The 21,147-nt window shown below is 48.9% G+C and carries 16 protein-coding genes; 5 read left to right on the top strand and 11 right to left on the bottom strand.

From position 1 onward, the window contains the following. Positions 1–33: 33 nt before the first annotated feature. From ACN0TT_RS00080 to ACN0TT_RS00055, 6 genes are read right to left on the bottom strand one after another with little or no spacing between them, the layout of a single operon-like run. Positions 34–921 carry a hydroxymethylglutaryl-CoA lyase gene (locus tag ACN0TT_RS00080; protein ID WP_417760115.1) on the bottom strand — a complete coding sequence of 296 codons (888 nt, stop codon included), beginning with the start codon at positions 919–921 and terminating at the stop codon, positions 34–36. After that, a complete protein-coding gene (locus tag ACN0TT_RS00075; protein ID WP_417760114.1) occupies positions 921–2,918 on the bottom strand; it encodes an acetyl/propionyl/methylcrotonyl-CoA carboxylase subunit alpha in 1,998 nt (665 codons plus the stop codon). Before ACN0TT_RS00075 ends, ACN0TT_RS00080 begins: the two co-directional genes overlap by 1 nt. Continuing rightward, positions 2,911–3,711, bottom strand: a complete 801-nt coding sequence (locus ACN0TT_RS00070) for an enoyl-CoA hydratase-related protein (RefSeq protein ID WP_417760113.1) — start codon at positions 3,709–3,711, stop codon at positions 2,911–2,913. The genes ACN0TT_RS00075 and ACN0TT_RS00070 overlap by 8 nt, the downstream gene beginning before the upstream one ends. Positions 3,712–3,719: 8 nt before the next feature. Continuing rightward, entirely contained in the window at positions 3,720–5,321 is a 1,602-nt protein-coding gene (locus ACN0TT_RS00065; RefSeq protein WP_417760112.1) for a carboxyl transferase domain-containing protein, read from the bottom strand. Positions 5,322–5,347: 26 nt separating this feature from the next. Then, positions 5,348–6,517 carry an isovaleryl-CoA dehydrogenase gene (locus tag ACN0TT_RS00060; protein ID WP_417760111.1) on the bottom strand — a complete coding sequence of 390 codons (1,170 nt, stop codon included), beginning with the start codon at positions 6,515–6,517 and terminating at the stop codon, positions 5,348–5,350. A gap of 55 nt (positions 6,518–6,572) precedes the next feature. Continuing rightward, the gene (locus ACN0TT_RS00055) at positions 6,573–6,977 is read right to left on the bottom strand and encodes a MerR family transcriptional regulator (protein ID WP_417760110.1); all 405 of its coding nucleotides are present in this window, start codon (positions 6,975–6,977) and stop codon (positions 6,573–6,575) included. A gap of 262 nt (positions 6,978–7,239) precedes the next feature. Here ACN0TT_RS00055 and ACN0TT_RS00050 point away from each other — a divergent pair, with 262 nt between their 5' ends. Together ACN0TT_RS00050 and gndA are read left to right on the top strand one after the other, a co-directional pair. Next, positions 7,240–9,156, top strand: a complete 1,917-nt coding sequence (locus ACN0TT_RS00050; protein ID WP_417760109.1) for a propionyl-CoA synthetase — start codon at positions 7,240–7,242, stop codon at positions 9,154–9,156. A 199-nt stretch (positions 9,157–9,355) separates the two neighbouring features. Beyond that, a complete protein-coding gene (gene gndA / locus ACN0TT_RS00045) occupies positions 9,356–10,885 on the top strand; it encodes an NADP-dependent phosphogluconate dehydrogenase (protein ID WP_417760108.1) in 1,530 nt (509 codons plus the stop codon). Between the two features lie 96 nt (positions 10,886–10,981). On the opposite strand, the gene ACN0TT_RS00040 is transcribed toward gndA, so the two are convergent. Then, a complete protein-coding gene (locus ACN0TT_RS00040) occupies positions 10,982–11,857 on the bottom strand; it encodes a 1,4-dihydroxy-2-naphthoate polyprenyltransferase (protein WP_417760107.1) in 876 nt (291 codons plus the stop codon). Between the two features lie 500 nt (positions 11,858–12,357). On the opposite strand from ACN0TT_RS00040, the gene ACN0TT_RS00035 reads away from it, so the two are divergent. The 3 genes from ACN0TT_RS00035 (at position 12,358) to ACN0TT_RS00025 (ending at position 14,713) form a co-directional block, all read left to right on the top strand. After that, a complete protein-coding gene (locus tag ACN0TT_RS00035; RefSeq protein WP_417760106.1) occupies positions 12,358–13,239 on the top strand; it encodes an SDR family NAD(P)-dependent oxidoreductase in 882 nt (293 codons plus the stop codon). 185 nt (positions 13,240–13,424) lie between these two features. After that, a complete protein-coding gene (tesB, locus tag ACN0TT_RS00030) occupies positions 13,425–14,309 on the top strand; it encodes an acyl-CoA thioesterase II (RefSeq protein WP_417760105.1) in 885 nt (294 codons plus the stop codon). Further along, positions 14,309–14,713 (top strand): YbaY family lipoprotein, encoded by a 405-nt coding sequence (locus ACN0TT_RS00025; RefSeq protein WP_417760104.1) that lies wholly within the window; start codon positions 14,309–14,311, stop codon positions 14,711–14,713. Before tesB ends, ACN0TT_RS00025 begins: the two co-directional genes overlap by 1 nt. A gap of 190 nt (positions 14,714–14,903) precedes the next feature. Here ACN0TT_RS00025 and ACN0TT_RS00020 read toward each other — a convergent pair whose 3' ends face one another. From ACN0TT_RS00020 to ACN0TT_RS00005, 4 genes are all read right to left on the bottom strand, one after another. Continuing rightward, complete coding sequence (locus ACN0TT_RS00020; protein WP_417760103.1) at positions 14,904–16,913, bottom strand: methyl-accepting chemotaxis protein; 2,010 nt, start codon at positions 16,911–16,913, stop codon at positions 14,904–14,906. A 244-nt stretch (positions 16,914–17,157) separates the two neighbouring features. Beyond that, positions 17,158–17,724 (bottom strand): chalcone isomerase family protein, encoded by a 567-nt coding sequence (locus ACN0TT_RS00015; protein WP_417760102.1) that lies wholly within the window; start codon positions 17,722–17,724, stop codon positions 17,158–17,160. Between the two features lie 19 nt (positions 17,725–17,743). Beyond that, positions 17,744–18,223, bottom strand: coding sequence for a DUF2947 domain-containing protein (locus ACN0TT_RS00010; RefSeq protein WP_417760101.1), 480 nt, complete (start codon positions 18,221–18,223; stop codon positions 17,744–17,746). A gap of 138 nt (positions 18,224–18,361) precedes the next feature. Next, a complete protein-coding gene (locus tag ACN0TT_RS00005; RefSeq protein WP_417760100.1) occupies positions 18,362–20,797 on the bottom strand; it encodes a 6-hydroxymethylpterin diphosphokinase MptE-like protein in 2,436 nt (811 codons plus the stop codon). Between the last annotated feature and the right edge of the window lie 350 nt (positions 20,798–21,147).

Below are 21,147 nucleotides of genomic sequence, written 5' to 3'. Positions count from 1 at the left end.
GAAACGTTCAACAAAGGTCAACATCAACAGCCCCTATAGCAGCGCTAATGCCACTTTGCTGCGATTGACAATGCCTAGCCGCTGGCAGACCTGCTGACCAACGGATGCCAACTGCTTGACATCGATACCAGTATGAATGCCGAGGCCGTGTAACATATACAGCAGATCTTCAGTGGCAAGATTGCCAGATGAGCCGCGCGCATAAGGGCAGCCACCAAGACCGGCCACGGCACTATCGATAGTGGCAATACCGCTATCAAGGCAAGCGAGTACATTGGCTAGTGCTTGGCCATAAGTGTCGTGAAAATGTAATGCCAGCTGGGCTGGTGGCACGCAGACACTAACGGTATCTAACATGCGGCGGACTTTCGCTGGCGTGCCCACTCCGATAGTGTCTCCCAGTGACACCTCGTAGGCGCCCATCTCCAGTAAAGTATGGGCTACCGCCGCTACCTGCTCGGCGGCAATGTCGCCTTCATATGGGCACCCCAGCACACATGATACATAGGCGCGTACTGGCAAGTTGAGCCGTTGTGCCTCAGTAAACACCGCTTCAAAACGGGCTAATGATTGGCTAATCGAACAATGAATATTGTGCTGACAAAAGGTTTCAGAGGCGGCAGTAAATACGGCAATTTCGTCCATACCAACCGCTACCGCATGCTTAAGCCCTGTGATGTTGGGCGTTAGCGCTGAATAGCGCACCTTCGGGGCACGAGTGATTTGTTGGCACACTGCAGCGGAATCCGCCATTTGTGGTACCCATTTGGGAGATACAAAACTGCCGGCCTCAATACGCTGAATGCCAGCGGCCGCAAGACCTTCAATCAAGTTAATTTTGTCAGCGATGTGCAGTGGTGCTTCGTTTTGTAGACCGTCGCGGGGGCCAACTTCGTAGATGCTAATGTGGGCTGGGTACATCAAACACCTCCTGCACTGACGCCATCGGCTTCGTCCGCGACAAAATGCAGCAACAAGGCACCTTCTTGGACTAACTCACCGGCAGTAAAACAGAACTCGCTGACCACGCCGTCGCTCGGTGCATTGATCTGATATTCCATTTTCATCGCTTCCATCACTATCAAGCCTTGTCCTTGCTTTACGGGCTGATTAGGCGGGACGAGCTGAGTGACGATGGTACCGTTCATGGGGGCACAAAAGCTGTGTTCGCTAGCGGAATGCTGTGGTTGATGCGTGGGAATAAGTTGATAATCAAAGGTGTGGCCTTGATAGAGCAGACTGAGCCGCTCGCCTCGGCGCATAAACGGCACCGTTTCACTGCGGCCTGCCAGTGTGATTTGTAGGATTTCTGCCGCTAACAATTGGCCTTCAAACGCCAGCTGTTGCCCATTAAGGGATAGCCGATAGCCCGCATCTGTGCGCTGCACCAATAGCCAAACGGCTTGCGCTTGCATGCCGACGGGTTCGAGGTAGATATGCCAAGTCGCTGGGCTATTGAGTCTCAACGCCGTGAGTGCTGCCCTATGCGGGTCACTCAAAATAACCGCTAGCGCTGCGGCGCAAGTACGCCAAGTGTCGCTAGGTTGCTGCAGCAATTGGTCAAGATGGTTACTGATAAAGTGCGTGGTAAAGTGAGTGGCTACAAACTCGCTATGGCTTGCTAGCGCTGCAAGAAATGCCAGATTGTGTTTAACGCCCACGATACACGTTTGTTGCAGTGCCCGTTGCAGTTGTGCCAAAGCAAGTTCACGGTTGGGCTGATGCACGATCAGCTTGGCGATCATCGGATCATAATAGGCGCTAATATTTTCTTCGATTTGTGTGCCAGTATGCACGCCACAGTCAATCCGCAGTTGCGCGCTGCTGGCGGGAAATATCAGCCGTTGCAAGATGCCCGAAGCGGGCAAAAATTGTTGCTGTGGATCTTCGGCATAAATACGCGCTTCAACCGCATGGCCGTGTAATTGCACTTGTGATTGGGTTAAGGGTAATGGTTCACCGCTGGCGATGCGCAGTTGCCACTCCACCAGATCAACGCCAGTGATCATCTCGGTGATGGGGTGTTCCACCTGTAGCCGCGTATTCATCTCCATAAAATAGAACTGCTGCTGTTCATCCATCAGAAACTCAATCGTGCCAGCACCGACGTAATTGATGGCCTGCGCCGCGGCAACGGCGGCTTGCCCCATCGCTTGGCGGGTGGCAGCGCTGAGCCCCGGTGCAGGCGCTTCTTCAATCACCTTTTGATGGCGACGCTGCAGTGAGCAGTCGCGATCGCCCAAATAGATGCAGTTGCCTTGTTGGTCGGCAAACACTTGCACCTCAATGTGCCGTGGGCCGGTGAAGTACTTTTCCAGTAGCATCTGCTCGTCACCAAAGCTGGCTTTGGCTTCACGTTTGGCAGCATTAAGCTGTGGGGCAAACTCATCGGCATGATTAACCACGCGCATGCCTTTACCACCACCGCCGAGCGCGGCTTTGATCAGTAGCGGATACCCGATGTGCTCGGCGGCACTCGTCAATGCGGTAAGTGTTTGCTCACTGCCGTGATAGCCGGGAATGAGTGGAACTCCCGCCGCAGCCATGATCGCCTTGGCGGCGCTTTTACTGCCCATCGCCGCAATGGCGCTAGCTGGCGGCCCGACAAAGATAATGCCCGCAGCATCGCAGGTGGCAGAAAAGTCGGTATTTTCGGATAGAAAGCCGTAGCCGGGATGAATGGCATCTGCGCGCGCTTGTTTGGCGATGGCGATGATCGCTGCAATATTGAGATACGCGCTGACTGGAGTATCGCCACTCACGTAATAGGCAGCATCAGCCAGCGATACATGCTTGGCGTGACGATCAACATCAGAATAGATGGCAACAGTGCGAACGCCTAAGCGCTGGCAAGTTGCCATGATGCGACACGCAATTTCGCCACGATTGGCAATCAATAGCGTACGAATATTAGCCATGGTTGCCCTCCGTGTTTTGGCTGCGCCATTGCGGTGAGCGCTGATCGAAAAAGGCGTGAATGCCTTCCTGCGCTTCGGCTTTGGCGCGTACCTCGGCAATTGCCTGTGCCGTGAGTTGATGCAGTTCGGTATCAATAGGCTGTTGGGCGATTTGACCTAACAACTGTTTGCAGTATTTTTGCGCCTGCGGCGCGCCCTTGAGCAGAGCATTGACTAACTGCTCACAGGTGGGCTGTAACTCGTCTGCCAGTTGGTGCACTAATCCAAGTGATAACGCTTCGTGCGCGTTGATGACTTCGGCAGTCAGTGCGTAGCGCCGCATTTGCCGCATACCTATGGTTCTGGCAACGTAGGGAGAGATCACCGCAGGGATCAGCCCCAGTTTGACTTCGCTGAGGCAAAAACGAGCAGAGTGGTGGGCAATGGCGATATCGCAGCAGCACAATAGCCCAAGTGCGCCGCCAAACGCGGCACCGTGCACCAACGCAATAGTGGGATGAGGAAACTCATCCAAAGTGCGCATCAGCAACGCCAGCGTGTTGGCATCGCTAACATTAGCGGCAAAGTCCATCTGTGCTTGGCGCTGCATCCAATTAAGATCTGCACCCGCACTAAAATGTTTGCCATTACCTTGTAATATCAAAGCACGACAATCCTGCCATGTAGCCAGATGTTGCAGTGCGTCGGTGAGTTCGGCAATTAGCTGTTCATCAAAGGCGTTGGCGCTGTCGGGGCGATTAAGGGTAAGGCGACAGACGCCGCGATGATCACTTTCGAACAGTACTGATGGCATGCTGACTCCTAAATTCTGAATACGCCAAAATGCGTCGGTTCAATGGGGGCAACACTGGCCGCGCCCAACGCTAATCCGAGAACATCGCGGGTCTGTGCCGGGTCGATAATGCCATCGTCCCACAGGCGGGCACTGGCGTAGTAGGGATGTCCTTCATGTTCATAGGTTGCCTGAATCGGCGCTTTGAACTCAGCTTCCTCCGCGGCACTCCACGACTTACCTTGGCGAGCGAGGCTGTCACGTTTCACAGTGGCGAGCACATTAGCCGCTTGCTCACCACCCATCACCGAAATACGGGCATTGGGCCAACTCCACATCATCGTCGGTTCATAGGCACGGCCACACATGCCATAGTTACCCGCGCCATAACTGCCGCCAATAATAACGGTAAACTTAGGCACGTTAGCGCAAGCGACGGCCATCACCATCTTCGCGCCGTGTTTGGCAATGCCTTGCTGTTCGTATTTTTGGCCAACCATAAACCCCGTGATGTTTTGCAGAAAAATCAGCGGAATATTGCGCTGGCAACACAGCTCAATAAAGTGAGTGCCTTTTTCGGCCGACTCCGAGAACAGAATGCCGTTATTGGCCACGATGCCAACTGCATGACCGTGCACATGGGCAAAGCCACACACTAAGGTAGCACCATAGTTGGTTTTAAACTCGGCAAAATCTGAGTCATCCACTAAGCGGGCAATGACTTCGCGCACTTCGAAGGGTTTTTTAAGATCAGTGCCGACAATGCCGTACAGCTCATCAGCGGCATAACGCGGTGGCAGATAGTCAGTCGGCAGTTTTACCGCAGGGCGGTTAAGGTGATTAACCGCTTGCCGCGCCAGTTGCAGCGCATGGCTGTCATCCTGCGCTAAATGGTCGGCAACACCAGACAAACGGGTGTGCACATCGCCGCCACCCAGTGCTTCGGCGGACACCTCTTCGCCTGTGGCGGCTTTCACCAGCGGCGGCCCCGCCAGGAAAATGGTGCCTTGATTAGCGACAATGATCGATTCATCAGCCATCGCAGGGACATAAGCGCCGCCCGCGGTGCACAAGCCCATCACTACGGCAATCTGGGCGATACCCTGAGCAGACATTTGCGCTTGGTTATAGAAAATGCGGCCGAAATGATCACGGTCGGGAAATACCTCGGCTTGTAACGGCAGATAGGCACCGCCGGAATCGACTAAATAGAGGCAGGGGAGGTGGCAGCGCGCGGCGATGGCCTGAGCACGTAGGTGTTTTTTTACTGTAAGCGGAAAGTAACTGCCGCCTTTCACTGTCGGATCGTTCACTACGATCATGCAGTCGATGCCGTGAATACGGCCAATACCGGCAATGACGCCCGCTGCTGGCACGAACTCCTCATACACTTGATGAGCGGCAAATAGGCCGATCTCTAAAAACGGACTGCCGCAATCTAATAACTGTGCTAACCGCTGCCGCGGTGCTAATTTGCCTTTGCTGCAATGGCGGGCAAGTGCCGCAGCACCACCGCCTTGGCAGATCTGCTCACTATCGTGTTTGAGTTGCTCAACCAATGCCTGCATGGCGTTGTAACGCGCCTGAAACTCGGGGGCATGACGGTTGATCTGGCTGCTTATCACACTCATCTCAATCGCTCCTTGGTTGGGCTTGGTTATTTAAGCTCGTTAAACAACTCGCGGCCAATCAGCATGCGGCGAATCTCTGACGTACCAGCACCGATTTCGTACAGCTTGGCATCACGTAATAAGCGGCCAGCGGCATAATCATTGATGTAGCCGTTACCGCCAAGCAGTTGGATGGTGTCTAGCGCCGCTTTGGTAGCCGCTTCCGCACTATAAAGAATGGCACCCGCCGCATCTTTGCGACTGACATGGCCGCTATCACAAGCATGTGCCACGGCGTAAACATAAGCTTTGGCGCTGTTCATGGCGGTATACATGTCGGCCAATTTGGCTTGTACCAGTTGGAACTCGCCGATGGCTTTACCAAATTGCACCCGTTCTGCGGTATAGGGATGCGCTACATCCAAGCAAGCCGAGAGAATGCCAAGCGGGCCGCTCGCTAGGACTACGCGTTCGTAGTCGAGACCACTCATCAGCACTTTAACCCCTTGGTTAAGGCCGCCGAGCAAGTTTTCGCTGGGGACTTCGCAGTTGTTGAACACCAACTCGCAGGTGCTAGAGCCGCGCATGCCGAGTTTATTGAGCTTCTGCGCGGTGCTAAAACCACTAAAAGTGCGCTCAACAATAAACGCGCTAATGCCGTGGGAGCCAAGTTCTGGCGCGGTTTTAGCGTACACCGCCAATACATCAGCATCAGGGCCGTTGGTGATCCACATCTTGTTGCCATTGAGGATAAAGTGGTCGCCTTGGCGAGTGGCCTTAAGGCTCATGGAGACCACATCTGAGCCAGCGTTGGGTTCACTCATCGCTAGGGCGCCAATGTGCTCGCCACTGACTAGCTTGGGGAGGTATTTGGCTTTTTGTGCGTCGCTGCCATTGCGATAAATCTGATTGACGCAAAGATTAGAATGCGCGCCATACGATAGGCCAACTGAGGCGCTAGCGCGGGAGATCTCCTCCATGGCGATGACATGCGCCAAATAGCCCATATCCGCGCCACCATATTGTTCGCTGACAGTAATGCCGAGTAGGCCAAGTTCGCCGAGTTTCGGCCAAAGTTCTTTTGGAAAACGGTTGTCGGCGTCGATAGCCGCAGCGATAGGTGCAATTTCGGTGTTGCTAAAGTTGGCCACCGCATCGCGCAATAGATTGAGCTCTTCTGGTAGGCCAAAATTCAGTGGTGTGTAGCTGCTCGCCATGCATGGTCTCCGTCACTGTGAAACCCAGTAACAACAGTACAGAGACCAACGTTAGTTAACGTTTATCGGTGACCTCTGCTAACGACTGGCGACATTGGTTTTCTGCGGATGACAGTTCCATCAGCACAATTTTGATGTCGTCCATCTGCTGCTGTAGGGCATGTTTTTTTTCTTCTATCAGCGTTAGCATGGTATTGAGTTGTGATGTACTGCTTTTGTCGGCATCATAGAGCTCAAATAGTCTGCGCGTTTCTGCTAGAGAAAACCCCAGTCTTTTACCCCGTAAAATCAACTTCAAACGCACACGGTCTTTCATACTGTAGATGCGCGTTTGGCCGCGGCGCTTGGGCTTAAGCAGTCCCTGATCCTCATAAAAGCGAATGCTACGTGTCGTGATATCAAACTCTTTCGACAGTTCGCTGATTGAATAAGAGGTTTGTGGACTTGGCTTAATACTCATGAGCTACGGCTTCCTGCATAAAATACAACAACCTAGTCAAGATATATGAAGTTTACGTAAAGGTAAATATAACCTTGTTTAATTTTAGCCAAATTTCTGAACGTTGCTGAGATTAACGCAGTGGTCGGCGCTGTTAATCCCTGCTCGGTTAAGGGTTATAGGCTAACGTCTAATAGGGAGTGCTTAAAAAAGCAACTCATAATGAAGTTGGAAAGGAAGGGGTGTTTTTGCCGTAAAGGTAGTCCTTGGGGAGGACAGTTGAATGACACAATCAGGTTTAGCCCTGTACAGAATGTCACTCGATGACAAAAACGCATTTTGGGGCGAGTGTGCCAAATTAATTGACTGGTACCAGCCCTGGGAAAAGGTACTAGATGATAGCAAGGCGCCGTTCTATCACTGGTTTAGCCAAGGCCAACTTAATACCTGTTTTAACGCCGTTGACCGACACGTTAACCGTGGGGCGGGAGAGCGGGTAGCGATTCGTTATTTTAGCCCTGTCACGCAGACGGAGTATGCGGTGACATACGCTGAACTGCAGGCGCAGGTGAGTCGACTCGCCGGTTATATTGCATCGCTTGGGCTAGTGAAAGGTGATCGGGTGGTGATCTATATGCCGATGGTGCCTGAAACCGTGTATGCCATGTTGGCTTGCGCTCGCCTTGGGGTCATTCATTCCGTGGTTTTTGGTGGCTTTGCGGCCAACGAACTGGCCACGCGTATCAATGATGCGAAACCTAGGTTAGTGCTAAGTGCTTCCTGTGGGGTAGAACCTTCAGGCGTGGTGCCATACAAGCCGTTATTGGATAAAGCATTAGCACAAGCCACACATAGGGTTGACCACTGCCTGATTCTACAACGTAGCCAGCACCAAGCTGAGTTGATTGAACCGCGTGACGTCGATTGGCAGGCGGCCGTTTGCAAAGCCTCTGCGGCCGATTGTGTGGCGGTGGCGGCTACCGATCCACTCTATATTTTGTATACCTCGGGTACGACGGGACAACCTAAAGGTGTGGTGCGTGACAATGGTGGTCATGCGGTCGCCTTGGCGTGGTCAATGAAGCATGTCTACGACATTGATGCCGGTGATACTTTTTGGGCGGCTTCTGATGTGGGTTGGGTCGTTGGGCACTCATACATAGTGTATGCGCCGCTACTGGTGGGGGCCACGACTGTATTATATGAGGGCAAACCGGTAGGAACTCCGGACCCAGGGATCTTCTGGCGCACCATTGAAAAGTATCAGGTAAAGTCTTTTTTCACCGCGCCGACGGCGATTCGTGCCATTAAGCGTGAAGATCCTAACGCTGAATATGCGGCTAAAGTGAACCTCGGCTGCCTTAAAAACGTATTTCTGGCAGGTGAACGTTGCGATCCTGAAACGCTTAACTGGGCGGCCAGCAAACTGGGTAAACCGGTAATTGATCATTGGTGGCAAACCGAGACTGGCTGGCCAGTGGCGGCAAACCTGATGGGCGTTGATCCAATTCCGGTAAAAGCGGGCTCACCTGCGCGTGCGGTTCCTGGGTATCAAGTCGACGTGCTCAATGAATTGGGGGAAAACGTCGCCGCAGGTCAGTCCGGAAATGTAGTAATTAAACTACCTTTGCCGCCGGGCACACTCACCACGTTATGGCAAAACGACCAGCGGTTTGCCGATAGCTATTTGAGCATGTATCCCGGCTACTATCTCACTGGTGACGCGGGTTATATGGATGAAGATGGCTATCTCTACATCATGAGTCGCATCGACGACATTATTAATGTGGCAGGGCATCGTTTATCCACTGGTCGTTTTGAAGAGGTTTTGTGCCAACATGCGGCAGTAGCGGAAGCCGCGGTGATTGGTGTTGACGATAAACTCAAAGGCCAAGTGCCGCTGGGACTGGTAGTGCTGAAGAATGGTGTCGACATCAGTGACGAGCAGTTGCATAACGAACTCGTCGCTCTTGTGCGGCAGGAAATTGGCCCTGTAGCAGCGTTTAAGCTGGTTAGCGCGGTTCAGAAGTTACCGAAAACTCGCTCAGGTAAAATTCTACGTGGTACTATGCGCAATATTGCTGATAACAAGAGCTTTACCCCGCCAGCAACCATTGAAGATCCGCAAACGCTCGACATTGTACGCACAGCACTCACGCGTATGGGCTATGCTGATTCATTGTTGCAAGCACATGCCTAATTGCTGCTGATTGGTAAAGACCCGCCGCGTTGGCGGGTCTTTTTGTGATCTTGATTCGGAACAATCGATTTTTCCGTAAGTTTTCATCACTACTATCTATTTGCATCGGTAATAGCTCATTCAGTAGAATGCGAACTAATTATTGGATGTATCGCACATTTTTGTCTGTTGTGTGAACAGAATTTGGTGGGAAAACATTATGGAACCCGAGTTAAAAGCTGCAGATATTGGTGTTATTGGTCTGGGCGTGATGGGTAAAAACCTCGCACTCAATATTGTTGATAATGGTTTTTCTGTTGCAGCGTTTGATCTGGACGAGCAAAAAGTTCAGGCAGTGGAGCAACAAGCAGCCACTGAGGTTGCAGGACGTGAGCAACGTTTGTTCGGGGTAAACTCCTTAGCAAATATGTTGGCCAGTGTTAAGGCTCCACGAGTATTTTTGCTGTCTGTACCCGCAGGTAAAGCAGTTGATAGTATTTGTGATGCCTTAATCGATGCGGGCGCAATTGCCGAAGATATCGTTATCGATACCGGTAACAGCTTGTGGACTGATACCGTTGCGCGTGAGAAACACTATCAAGGCAAGCTGACATTCTTTAGCTCAGCCGTATCAGGTGGTGAAGTGGGGGCACGTTTTGGACCTTCATTAATGCCTAGCGGTGATAAAGCCGCTTGGGATCGTATTGCGCCAATCTGGCAAGCCATTGCGGCTAAAGTTGATGGCGAGACAGGCCAACCACTGGAACGTCACCAACCGGGTGACGTGATCGAACAAGGTGAACCTTGTACCGCTTACATTGGCCCAGCGGGTGCTGGTCACTACGTCAAAATGGTGCACAACGGTATTGAATATGCCGATATGCAGCTGATCTGCGAAACCTTCCACTTTATGCAAATCGGCTTAGGCATGAACACTGTCCAAATCGCTGAAGTGTTTGAGCGTTGGAATAAAGGTGTTCTGAATAGCTACTTGATCGAAATCAGTGCTGAAGTATTGCGCCAAGTTGACCCGCAAACCGACAAGCCTTTGGTGGACATCATCCTCGATAAAGCGGGTCAAAAAGGTACTGGCTTATGGACGGCGGTGAGCAGCTTGCAGTTGGGTTGCCCAGCATCAACCATTGCTGAAGCAGTTTTTGCCCGCTCAATGAGCACGCAAAAAACACTGCGCCAACAACTGGCAACGTCACTGCAAGGCCCCGCCATTGCCCCTGTTTCTGCTGAAGAGCAGCAACAAACCATCAATGCATTGGAAGCCGCTTTGTACTGCGCCAAAGTGACGGCATACGCTCAAGGCTTCCAGATGATTGCCATGCAAGCTAAAGAGCAAGATTGGGAACTGGACTACGCGGCTATCGCGCGTATCTGGCGTGCAGGTTGTATCATTCGTGCAGGTTTCCTCAGCACCATTAGCGACGCTTTTGAAGCTAATGGCCATCTGGCCAACTTGCTGCTGGCTGACGGTTTTGCTTCTAAGCTGAATGAGTTGCAAGGCCAATGGCGCCAAGTCGTGGCGCAAGCGGTAGTGAAGGGCATTCCAGTACCATGTATCAGCTCTGCATTGGCTTACTTTGACTCACTGCGTTGTGAAGTGTTGCCTGCTAACTTACTGCAAGGCCAACGTGACTTCTTTGGTTCACATACCTTTGAACGTACTGATGCGCCAGCAGGTGAGTTCTACCATATCACTTGGAGTGAATCGCCACGTAAGTTGGTGAAAATTCGCTAATCAGATGAGTAAGAAGGTGCGAACGAATCTTTGCATCTTAGCAAAAAGGCTTCCCTCGGGAAGCCTTTTTTGATGTTGTAAAATTAATTGCGATGTTTATACGCCGACCACTAAGCCCACGCTAAACAGTGCACTAAACATCATGGTGAGTTTAGCTGTACGTCCCAATAATGGGTTCAGCGACGCGCCAGAGTGCTGAGCAAAATCGGATGACAGTTTACGGGCCATAATCAGTGATAGACCAGCCAATAGCACTGGAAAGCCTGGCAGTTGTCCCAGTAAAAAGCCGGCAATGATCAAGCCGAACGGCAAATATACCAATGCTTGATACATTACTTTGGCCTGTGCTTCACCGATACGTACCGCAAGAGTTTTCTTGCCCGCTTGGGTGTCAGTACGAATATCACGGGTGTTGTTCACCAGCATAATAGCTGCGTTAAGCAAACCGACGGCACAACCTAACAACCAAGAAGCCGTTGTGGTGGCGCCTGCTTGCAGGTAATAACTGCCCACCACGGCGACCAGTCCAAAGAATACAAATGCCGCTAATTCACCTAAACCGTGTGATGCCAGCGGGTAAGGGCCACCGCTGTAACCTAAGGCACCTAATATGGAGGCTACCGCTAAAATGGCAATTGGCCAGCCGCCATGCCAAATCAAAAATGAGCCAACGATCAATGACAGCAATAAGCAGAATGTCATGGCATTACGCACGCTTTCAGGCTTAATCATGCCGCTCTGGGTTACGCGAGTTGGGCCGACACGCTCGGCGGTATCAATACCGTTGCGATAATCAAAATAGTCATTAGCTAAGTTGACAGCAATTTGTAACAACAAAGCGCATACCATAGAGGCTATTGCTACTGGCATACTAAATTTGTCGAGCGGTAGCGCGAGAAAATTACCAATCAGCAGCGGACCGGCAGCGGCAGGTAGCGTACGCGGCCGAATGGCGAGGATCCAAGGGTTCATTCTGTACCAGTGAGTTAGACCAAATACTAAGGTTATAGGATAACAATTTCTGTTGGGAAAGTTAGTACAACAGGAAGAATGCATGTAAAAGAGTTTGAATTAGCGCACATTTGTTGTCCTTCCTTAACTAAAAAATGGCTCCATACTCAATAGTACACGACAAATTTGTCATGAGTTTTAGGTCTGAACTGACAAGCTTTTGCCCGCTCCGTTGTAGACCTTGGTTGCTAGGGACGGTAGATCGTTGTTGAACCTTGCTGCATCCAGCCTGTTTAGTTGAGTTAGTGTCGTTGGCAGCGCCTCGTTCATTACATGTTTCGTTTGATCCATCATCAAACATGAATGTTCGCCAGCTGCTAGCGTCACAGTTTATTGGATTTGGGCGTGGGCCAAGGAATCGTCCCGATAGTCATAACGCCGCTGTGGTGGACTTACGTCATGTGTACCACCAACACAACGCGTCTGCGCAACTCTGTGCGTTAAAGACAGGAGTAGTCTACATGCGCTTCAACGATAGGACTGTGGTCATTACTGGCGCTGCGTCCGGATTGGGTAGAGCATTTGCCATCGCGTTAGCACAGCGTGGGGCAAGCTTAGCGCTGATTGATAGCCAATCGCTAATGGAAGTTAAGTGTGCAGTAGAGGCGGTGGGGGGAGACGTAGTTTGTTGGCAATGTGATGTCACGGATGAGGCCAACATTGATAACGTGACTCAGGATATTCTTGCCACCTTTTCACAAATAGATGGCTTGATCCTCGCTGCGGGCGTGCACCACCGCAATGCACTGGAAAACATTCCTCTACAGGAATGGCGGCGGCAAATTGATGTCGACTTTGATGGTGCCTTTCTGCTTTGTCGCGCCTTTTGGCCGCATATGAAAAACCAAGGCTATGGCCGCATTTTGCTGTTAACTGGGGTTAGCGGCTTGTTCGGTGATTATTTTGAGTCAGCCTACGCCACCGCCAAAATGGGCTTGCTTGGGCTTGCCAACTGCATGAGCCAAGAAGGGCTTAATTACAATATTCACGTAAACACCTTATGCGCGCAGGCGCTTACACCGATGACATATCAGCATCTAGCCGCAGATGTGGCGCCTATGTTTTCCATGGAGACTCCCGTCGCTGCCGCCATCTATTTAATGAGTGAAAATGCGCCATCTGGACAGCATCTCCTCGCGGCGGCAGGCAGTATTAGTCGCGCCTATATTGCCCAATCCAAACCTTTGTACTTGTCCGCCGCCCGCTGCACACCGGAGGCGCTCAAGAAGTTGTGGCACAAATTAAATGAGGGCACCAGCTCAGCAGTGAGCCGCAGTGGTGAGGAGCAGATAGTGAAGTGGGCAACCCAAGCTTCCAAGGAACACGGGGTGTTACTCAAATAGGGGATGGTTTACTAAGAATGAAGCAAACGCCGCCGTTCCGGTGAGTTAACCGCTTAAAATAGCTGTGGATCTCAATTTCGGCGTATCCTAATGGCTAGTTCGCACCTTCCTAATGTTAACGCTGGTATTCCGTTATGGGTCTGCGGTAATCTTTGGCGAAGAGAATATCAGATGCAGGATCATTCATGAGTCACGTGCTAGATGAGTTAATGTCACTTTTGGCGTTAGAACGTATTGAAACGGGTTGGTATCGTGGCCAGAGCCAAGATTTGGGCTTTGGCCATGTTTTTGGTGGGCAGGTCATGGGGCAGGCGCTTAGCGCGGCACGACAAACCGTACCAGCAGATCGTCATATTCATTCATTGCACTCCTATTTTTTACGGGCTGGTGATGAAAAATTACCCATCATTTATGATGTTGAAACCATGCGTGATGGCGGTAGCTTTAGCGCGCGCCGCGTGAAAGCCGTACAGAAAGGTCGGCCAATTTTTTACATGACCTGTTCTTTCCAGGTCGAGGAAAAAGGCTTTGACCATCAAAGTCCTATGCCAGATGTTCAAGGGCCTGAAGGCTTGCTGAACCAACAAGAATTAGCCATGACGTTGCGAGACAAAGTCCCGCCAAAAATGTTAGAAAAATTTATGGCTGATGCACCGATTGAGATGCGGTTGGTTAATCCACTCAATCCGATAACTCCTAACGAAACTGAACCACGCCGCTACGTGTGGATCCGTGCTAACGGCCATGTCCCGCCAGATCATGATATGCACGATTATCTGCTAGCCTATGCGTCTGATTTCAATTTTCTTGTTACTGCAGCTCAGCCACATGGTGTATCGTTTTTGACACCAGGTATGCGCATGGCAACCATCGATCATTCGATCTGGTTCCATCGCCCAGTTAACTTAAGTGATTGGTTGCTGTACGCCATCGAAAGTCCTAATGCTTGCGGTGGTCGAGGTTATGTTCGCGGTCAGTTTTTCGACCAACAAGGTCGACTAATTGCTTCATGTACGCAGGAAGGACTTATGCGAATGACTGACTCACATCAAACAAAAAAGGATGACTAATGAAGCTGCTTAAAGGTGTATTTGCACTGGTGATGCTACTGTCAGTAGCGGGATGCGTTACGGTTGAACCAGATCCACCTATAGTGATTAATGGCGCGGCGAGTTACCGAGAAAAACTGGCTCTGCCACAGGGGTGTTCGATTACCATCGCGGTGATTGATTTAGACACTCCGGGTGTCATTGTTGCGCAAAAGACCTTTAACATAGCTCGCGTGCCTGTGCCATTTAAGTTCATTTTGCCAGCTGATACCATCAGCAGCAGCATCAACTATGGCGTGGTGTCGTTAATCCAGTACAACAACAAGGTGATTTTCCAAACCTATGATAAGTACCCTGTTATTAATAACGGTAAAAATACGGTTGAAGTGATGATGAAGGCGGTACCGCTGGAAAATCTTCAATAGCGGTTGCCAGCGGCAAGCGTTATGTCCGTCCTAAGATCGGTTCGCGGTGTATAGAGACTTCGCCTTCTAGGGCGGAGTAGAGAGTTGTCATAAAGACGTTCTCTATATGTCAACGTATTGCCGGGCGGGGAATAAGAGCAATAAAAAAGGTGCTGATATCAGCACCTTTTTTGCATCTCGAGTTAGCACATTACACTTTAAACACGCTAATTTGACGCTTCAAAGTGGTCGCCAACTCAGCTAACTGATCGGCAGACTGTACGGTATCATTTGCCCGCGCATCGCCCTCTTTGGCTAAGTCGGTGATTTCATGCAAGCTACGGGTCACATCAGCAGCCACAGAACTTTGCTGTTCAGTAGCGCTGGCGATGCTGCTGACCGATACTGCTAAGTCGGCGATACGCTGAGCAATATGAGTTAGCTGCTGGTTTGCAGCTGAGCCTTGCTCAGATGATTTTTGCCCCAGCGTATGGCTTTCATCCATACGTGTTGCAGTATCACGTACCTTGCTTTGCAGTTGCAAAATTGTTTGGCTAATTTCAGAGATCGACGCTTGCGTCCGGCTAGCTAGAGTACGTACTTCATCAGCTACCACCGCAAAGCCGCGGCCTTGCTCACCAGCACGCGCCGCTTCAATTGCTGCGTTAAGTGCCAGCAGGTTGGTTTGTTCTGCAATACCGTTGATCACTTCGGTGATCTTGTTGATAGCTTCACTCTCTTTAGCAACGCCTTCCACTGCTTGATGGCTATGGGTAAGCTGTTCAGACAGTGTTTCCAAGCCATGTACTACCTGCAGTAGTGCTTGTTGGCCTTCTTGTGAGGCACTATCTACTTGACGACTTTGGTCCGCACTTTGGTTGGCATGGTTGGCCACATCGCGGATTGAGGTCGACATCTCTTCAATAGCCGTGGCGATTTGGTCGGTTTGTGACATCAGCGCTTTGGCCTCTTCACCGTTCAATCTGGCAGTGTTTTGCGCGGTGCTGGCTTGAGCTTCTAAAGTTTGTACAGAATCAAGCAGAGAGCGGATCAGTTTGCGTAAGTTTTGTGTCATTAGGCTGGCACTGTAACTGATACGGTCTACTTCGTTTTCACTGGAACTGCTGATGTTAGGCAAATCAGTGCTGAGGTTACCGTTACCAAGCTGTTCCATGTGCTCTTGCAAACGGCGCAATGGCTTAACGGTTTTTACCAGCACTATCGACAGCAATGCAGTAATCGCCAAAATTCCGATGAGAGAAATCAGCATGCTGACGTACAGTAAGAATTGACTTTCTTCATTCAGTTCTGCTGATTTTGCTTGGCCAATAATCACCCAATCCCAGCCGGGAATAGCAGCACTCAAGCTCACCATCTCGTCACCGCTGTGGTTGGCGAAATGAAACATCTGATCATGTTGAGTCAGCAACTGGTCCAGTGGTAAACCATCTAATTGGCTTGCTTCTACTGGTTTACCAATAGGTAATGATGGATGCGCAATTAGGGCGTTATCAGCCTGACGCAGTACCATGTAATACCCCGATTCTTCGATGCGTAGTTGCTTCATCGATTCCTGAAGTTGCAGCAGCGAATCGGTAATATCAAAACCGATATAAAGAATGGCCACCACATTGCCTTGTGGATCTCGCATCGGATGGTAGATGGTCATGTAGTCTTTACCAAACAGCTTAGCGTAGCCTTCATAGGTCTCACCCTTGATCAATTTGCTGTAGCCAGGGTGTTTTTGACCGAGATAAGTTCCTAAAGCGCGGGAGCCATCAGCTTTAGTCAGTGATGTGGATACTCGAAGGAAGTCATCGCCATCGCGCACAAAAATAGTGGCGTTACCGCCAGTGAGTTTGGCATAGCGGTCTACTTTACTTTTGGATGAGTTGATTAGCTCGTTACCTTGCATCAAGGCTGGCGTTTCTTTACCAAGAATATTGATGGTCTTATTGGCGGGCTTGTAGAACTGCCCTGGATACATCTCGCGAAACACCTCACTATTGCGTCGAGCGAGAATAAGTAATGTGTCGTATTGCAGCTTCAGTAAGTCCTCAACTGAATGCATTTGAGCTTGCACACCAGTCAGTGCCTTGTCGCGCAGCGCATTCGCGGCGGACTTATACGAAATGGCACCTATCAGGCCAAACACGACGATGGTTAGTATAAATGACAGCGTCCCTATCTGTTTGGCGATTGGCCAGTTACGGTAGTTCATTGTCTAATCTCTTATTAAAATTATTGATTGTTCAAGCGCTAGCCATGGTTGAGTATACGGCGACGTGCTTGAGGTTACATCAGGACGTTCGATGTTCAGTATAGCTTGTATCGGCCATCCACCAGATTTTGTTAGTTTAACTAACTAGATAATCTAAAAAGTGAATCCGTTAACAGGGGCCAAAATTAGCCCCAATTGTGCATATAAAAAAGCAGCTAACCCGCGTTAACTGCTTTTGTTCGCCTTACTTGGCGTTGAGCATCGCTTTCTTGAGACTATTCTGTGCTGGTTCATCTCCGAGCCAGATATTCATAAGTGCCACACGAAAGGCATCGTTGCCTACCGTTGCTTGCAGTTGTTGGTTTTTAAAGGCTGAAACGCCATCTTTTTTACTAAACAGCAGTAAAAATTGATCGCCTACTTTAATGTCATCTTTAAATAAGCCGATGAATTGCTCAATCTCTGTGGCAATCGATGCTGTGTTGCCATGGGTGGCATCATCAAAGCCCTCACGAATGGCATCTTCCATTTTTTCTGAGGTGATTAGCCCTGATAAAATGGTCAGATTGATGGCGGCGTAATCTGTCTCAAGCACTTCGGTTACAGATTTGGTTTTACTAGGTAAATACAGGCCGCCGACATACAAATCCATAAAAAACTTGGTGCGCACACCCGCCCCGTTAAGCACTAAGGCTGGTACTCCTTCAAGTTGCATGGTGTCGGCAACTTGGGTATCTGCCACTTCAATGGCAGACGTCTGAAATGACGCTACTGACAGCCAAGCAAGGCAAAAAACAAACAGTTTTTTCATGATAAGTTTCTCGTATTGTTTAACCGCGTAAGCCAATATCACACATACCATCTTGGTGGAACCAAACTGCTTGACGGTTTTGACTGCTGATTAACAGCGGTTCATTGTCGTTAAACAGGAAACACTTCCAATGACGCTTGAAGCATCCCCAAGTTGTTTCGATTACGTCATATTTCTCGTAGCAGAAAAACACTACGGTATCTTCAGTCCAATCAACAAAACCGCTGACTAACTCAGGCAATTCATGATCATCGCTGTCCCATGCTGCTTGCCATTCGTCGGACTGATGCCAAGTGCTACTGCGTGCGGCCCAATCACCCTTAGCAAATTCATCCGGCGCTACGTTTTTATTGCTCACCCAACGATTCCACACATCCATCGCTGATTTTTGTGTCAGCGGCTTAATGAAGGGCTGGTCCTGTTCTGGCACAGGTAACTCGTGGTGATTGAACATCCAACGACGACGGTATTGGTCTAACGGTTGATAACTAAGCGACAAGCCCACACTCCTAACATAACGTGATCGCGCGATTATATCTGGTTATGCAGCACAACCCAAGAACCGCTGACTGGCCGCTAAGGTGGGCGTATCGATATGGACGCGTGTCAATGCAGCACTGTCGCCGTAAAACAGAGTTTAGTCAAAATGCTTCATCATTCCTAACGCCACGGGATTACGAGGATCTAGCGCCAATACTTGTTCAAAAATGGTTTTAGCTGCGGTATGTTGACTAACATTGAGCAAAAACTCGGCAAAGTTAAGTAACACTGGAATGTTTTCAGGGTACTTATCTAAAAAGTTGAGATAAGTATTGAGCGCATCCTGCGACTTATTATTCAAATGCAGTACTCGCGCATAGATGGGTTTAAAGTCGTCAAAATTGAGTTGCAGTTCAGCCAAGGCATGTTCTGCCACATCAAGTCGCTGTAATTTGAGCGATAGTGCGGCGATGTCTCGGCGTTGAATGTGATCGATTTTGTCTGCAGGAATGTTCAGTAAATGCGCTAACGCTTCCGTGTTATTGCCTATCATAATGTTGTAGTAGGCACTGGCGAGGTTGAAATCAGTGGTGTATTCATCACTGTCTTTTTGCTTTGCGGCTAATGCATCTACCATCCGCTTAAGACCAATGTCGTTATTTTGACTTTTTAAGTGGAAAATTTTCTTAGTGATTAAATCGTGGTTCTTTCTTCTTGAGTCCAATTTTTGAGCGAAGCCATCAGCAGCATGTTCTACCAGTTCATGGAAGTCATTTTTTAGATTTAAACTAATATCGTCATTTAAGACTGTGCCTAATGCCTGCTCACGGCTATATATTCTTCCGATGGTATTTTCTTGTCGCCACAGCTTGTCTAACTTTTCGATCGGATACTCTGCATCTAACTCATCAATTCTCGTTTGCGTACGCACAATGGCTTGCGTTAATTGCGGTATTAATTCTGACGTTGATGACAACATGGCTTGATAGTAGTTTGAGTTCATTTCTTTAATGTAATTATCATCCCAGTCCTCTTTCGTGCGGCTGGTTAAGAATGATGAAAACTCTGAAAAGCCATAGATTTTTATTGATGAAAGTAGTTTTTTTGGCGATTTATTGATCTCTTTTTCGATTTTTTCGATCTTTTTAGCGGCTTCTGGCGACAATGCGTGTTGGTTTTGCTGACATAATTTTAGCGCTTTCGCTGCCTGTTCGTTTATCTCGGTGATATTTCTTAGCGCCTTGGTTATCTCCTTTTTTGTTGCTAACAAAGATTCCACTTTGTTATGTTCATCTTTTAGTATCGCTTCAATAACGTTAGTGAGATCATCCTTTCTTTCCTCTAGTGTAATTTTATCTTGAGGAATATGTTCGATATTTTCTATTTTAGCTGCATGCGGGGATAAGTTGATGATTTTACTGCTTGTTAACAAAGATGCTTGTTCTGCTAATGATTGGATAGCTAGCTTCATTTGGACGGTTGTCTCAACTAACTCGCCTGCATAGGTGGTGACCCATTCGCCGAGAGTGACTAGATCGGCTCCAGCAGCTTCCTCTTTGGTGCCTTTGGCATGTGTTTTTCCTGTGGTGGAGTAACAGAGATCTACCCCTGTTAATAAAATTCTGCTAGCTCCCATCTGTACTGCCAATTCTATAGCAGAGTTGGTGACCGTTGTTTGTTTCAGTTCTATATTGTCTTCATTCTTCCATGGATAGCGGTTACCCAAATAGACATAATTTTCAGACCATTGGCTAGATATATATGGAGTTGTATGGTACGCCGATGCGAGTAAAAATTTATCTTGGTGTCGCATCATGTCCTTACTAATATCAAAACTTACTTTTTGTGGATCGACAGTGACAACAATCTCCGGGAGGATTCCATAGGATATTAGCTTGTTAGCAACCCTTGATATGGTAATTATAATAAGATTATTTCTATTGGCCTTTATCCATTCTAAATTATGATCTAATGATGGGCCTCCAGCAGCAAGAAGTATGGTTGCATCCTTCGCCTTTTGACAAAGCGTTTTTGCAGCAATGCGGTTATCTGGAATGCTAAATATCTGGTTTCTTAAAAAGATTTTCTGCTGTAATTTTACCTGTTCAATAATTTTTTTGGTATTAATCAGCTTTTGGCATTTTAGTTTTAAATCTAAATATTCTGGAATATGGTTAGACTGTACTGACTTTGATTCATGAATAATAAAGTTTCCTTTGCCAACGCTGATACTTATTTGGGTATCATTAATAAGTCGCGACAATCCCTCAAAAGTGGTGGTGTGAAAATAGTTTTTGTACTCTTCTGGTACTTCGATATTCAGCAGATTGGTGACATCTTCAAGTTCGACAACAATAATCTGGCTACCTTCTTGCTTTTCAAGATTGAGGAGGTAGTCAGCAAGCAATCCCGAATCTGAGCCGATAACGATATGAAGTACATCCTTCATTTGGAAAAAATTTTTATAGGACTGATCGTATAATGATTTGGAGTCGATTTTTTCAAACGTCGCTGGATTGAGGGCGGGAAAGTAGACTTCTCCGAATGGGCTGACGGTGACAGTCTGGAGTACTTCTGGTGAGATTGATTGCATATTGGGTCCTTGGGTAACGCACAATTATTTTTCACTGCAAAACTCAGACCGCTAGTGGATGGCTGTTGCAGGATTATTGTTCAGTCATTACCAACATTGGCTGTGTTGTAAAAAGGCTACCACATCAGTGCTAAATGGGTGAAATCCATTGCGGCAAGCTGGGTGAGATTATAGCTCTCAACCGGACATGAATATGAGCGGTGTTTACGTAGGCATAGAAATGTCTACAATCTAGATACAACAGTCACCTTCAGAAACGCTTGGTGACAATGCACTGAAGGATCCCCTCATAAATCCGCCAGTGCATAGCCATTTTTTAAGAGCTGCTCAGCTAGAACTACCGCCGCTGC

The sequence above is a fragment of the Shewanella sp. genome (genome assembly GCF_048265805.1).
Taxonomy (GTDB): Bacteria; Pseudomonadota; Gammaproteobacteria; order Enterobacterales; family Shewanellaceae; genus Shewanella.
Note: the sequence above shows the minus strand (reverse complement) of the source record. Positions and strands in the feature narration are given on the sequence as shown.

What these genes read in the sequence shown, in the direction of transcription:
- ACN0TT_RS00080 (WP_417760115.1), bottom strand. Translation starts at nt 921, where the DNA reads ATGTACCCAGCCCACATTAGCATCTACGAAGTTGGCCCCCGCGACGGT.
- ACN0TT_RS00075 (WP_417760114.1), bottom strand. Translation starts at nt 2,918, where the DNA reads ATGGCTAATATTCGTACGCTATTGATTGCCAATCGTGGCGAAATTGCG.
- ACN0TT_RS00070 (WP_417760113.1), bottom strand. Translation starts at nt 3,711, where the DNA reads ATGCCATCAGTACTGTTCGAAAGTGATCATCGCGGCGTCTGTCGCCTT.
- ACN0TT_RS00065 (WP_417760112.1), bottom strand. Translation starts at nt 5,321, where the DNA reads ATGAGTGTGATAAGCAGCCAGATCAACCGTCATGCCCCCGAGTTTCAG.
- ACN0TT_RS00060 (WP_417760111.1), bottom strand. Translation starts at nt 6,517, where the DNA reads ATGGCGAGCAGCTACACACCACTGAATTTTGGCCTACCAGAAGAGCTC.
- ACN0TT_RS00055 (WP_417760110.1), bottom strand. Translation starts at nt 6,977, where the DNA reads ATGAGTATTAAGCCAAGTCCACAAACCTCTTATTCAATCAGCGAACTG.
- ACN0TT_RS00050 (WP_417760109.1), top strand. Translation starts at nt 7,240, where the DNA reads ATGACACAATCAGGTTTAGCCCTGTACAGAATGTCACTCGATGACAAA.
- gndA (WP_417760108.1), top strand. Translation starts at nt 9,356, where the DNA reads ATGGAACCCGAGTTAAAAGCTGCAGATATTGGTGTTATTGGTCTGGGC.
- ACN0TT_RS00040 (WP_417760107.1), bottom strand. Translation starts at nt 11,857, where the DNA reads ATGAACCCTTGGATCCTCGCCATTCGGCCGCGTACGCTACCTGCCGCT.
- ACN0TT_RS00035 (WP_417760106.1), top strand. Translation starts at nt 12,358, where the DNA reads ATGCGCTTCAACGATAGGACTGTGGTCATTACTGGCGCTGCGTCCGGA.
- tesB (WP_417760105.1), top strand. Translation starts at nt 13,425, where the DNA reads ATGAGTCACGTGCTAGATGAGTTAATGTCACTTTTGGCGTTAGAACGT.
- ACN0TT_RS00025 (WP_417760104.1), top strand. Translation starts at nt 14,309, where the DNA reads ATGAAGCTGCTTAAAGGTGTATTTGCACTGGTGATGCTACTGTCAGTA.
- ACN0TT_RS00020 (WP_417760103.1), bottom strand. Translation starts at nt 16,913, where the DNA reads ATGAACTACCGTAACTGGCCAATCGCCAAACAGATAGGGACGCTGTCA.
- ACN0TT_RS00015 (WP_417760102.1), bottom strand. Translation starts at nt 17,724, where the DNA reads ATGAAAAAACTGTTTGTTTTTTGCCTTGCTTGGCTGTCAGTAGCGTCA.
- ACN0TT_RS00005 (WP_417760100.1), bottom strand. Translation starts at nt 20,797, where the DNA reads ATGCAATCAATCTCACCAGAAGTACTCCAGACTGTCACCGTCAGCCCA.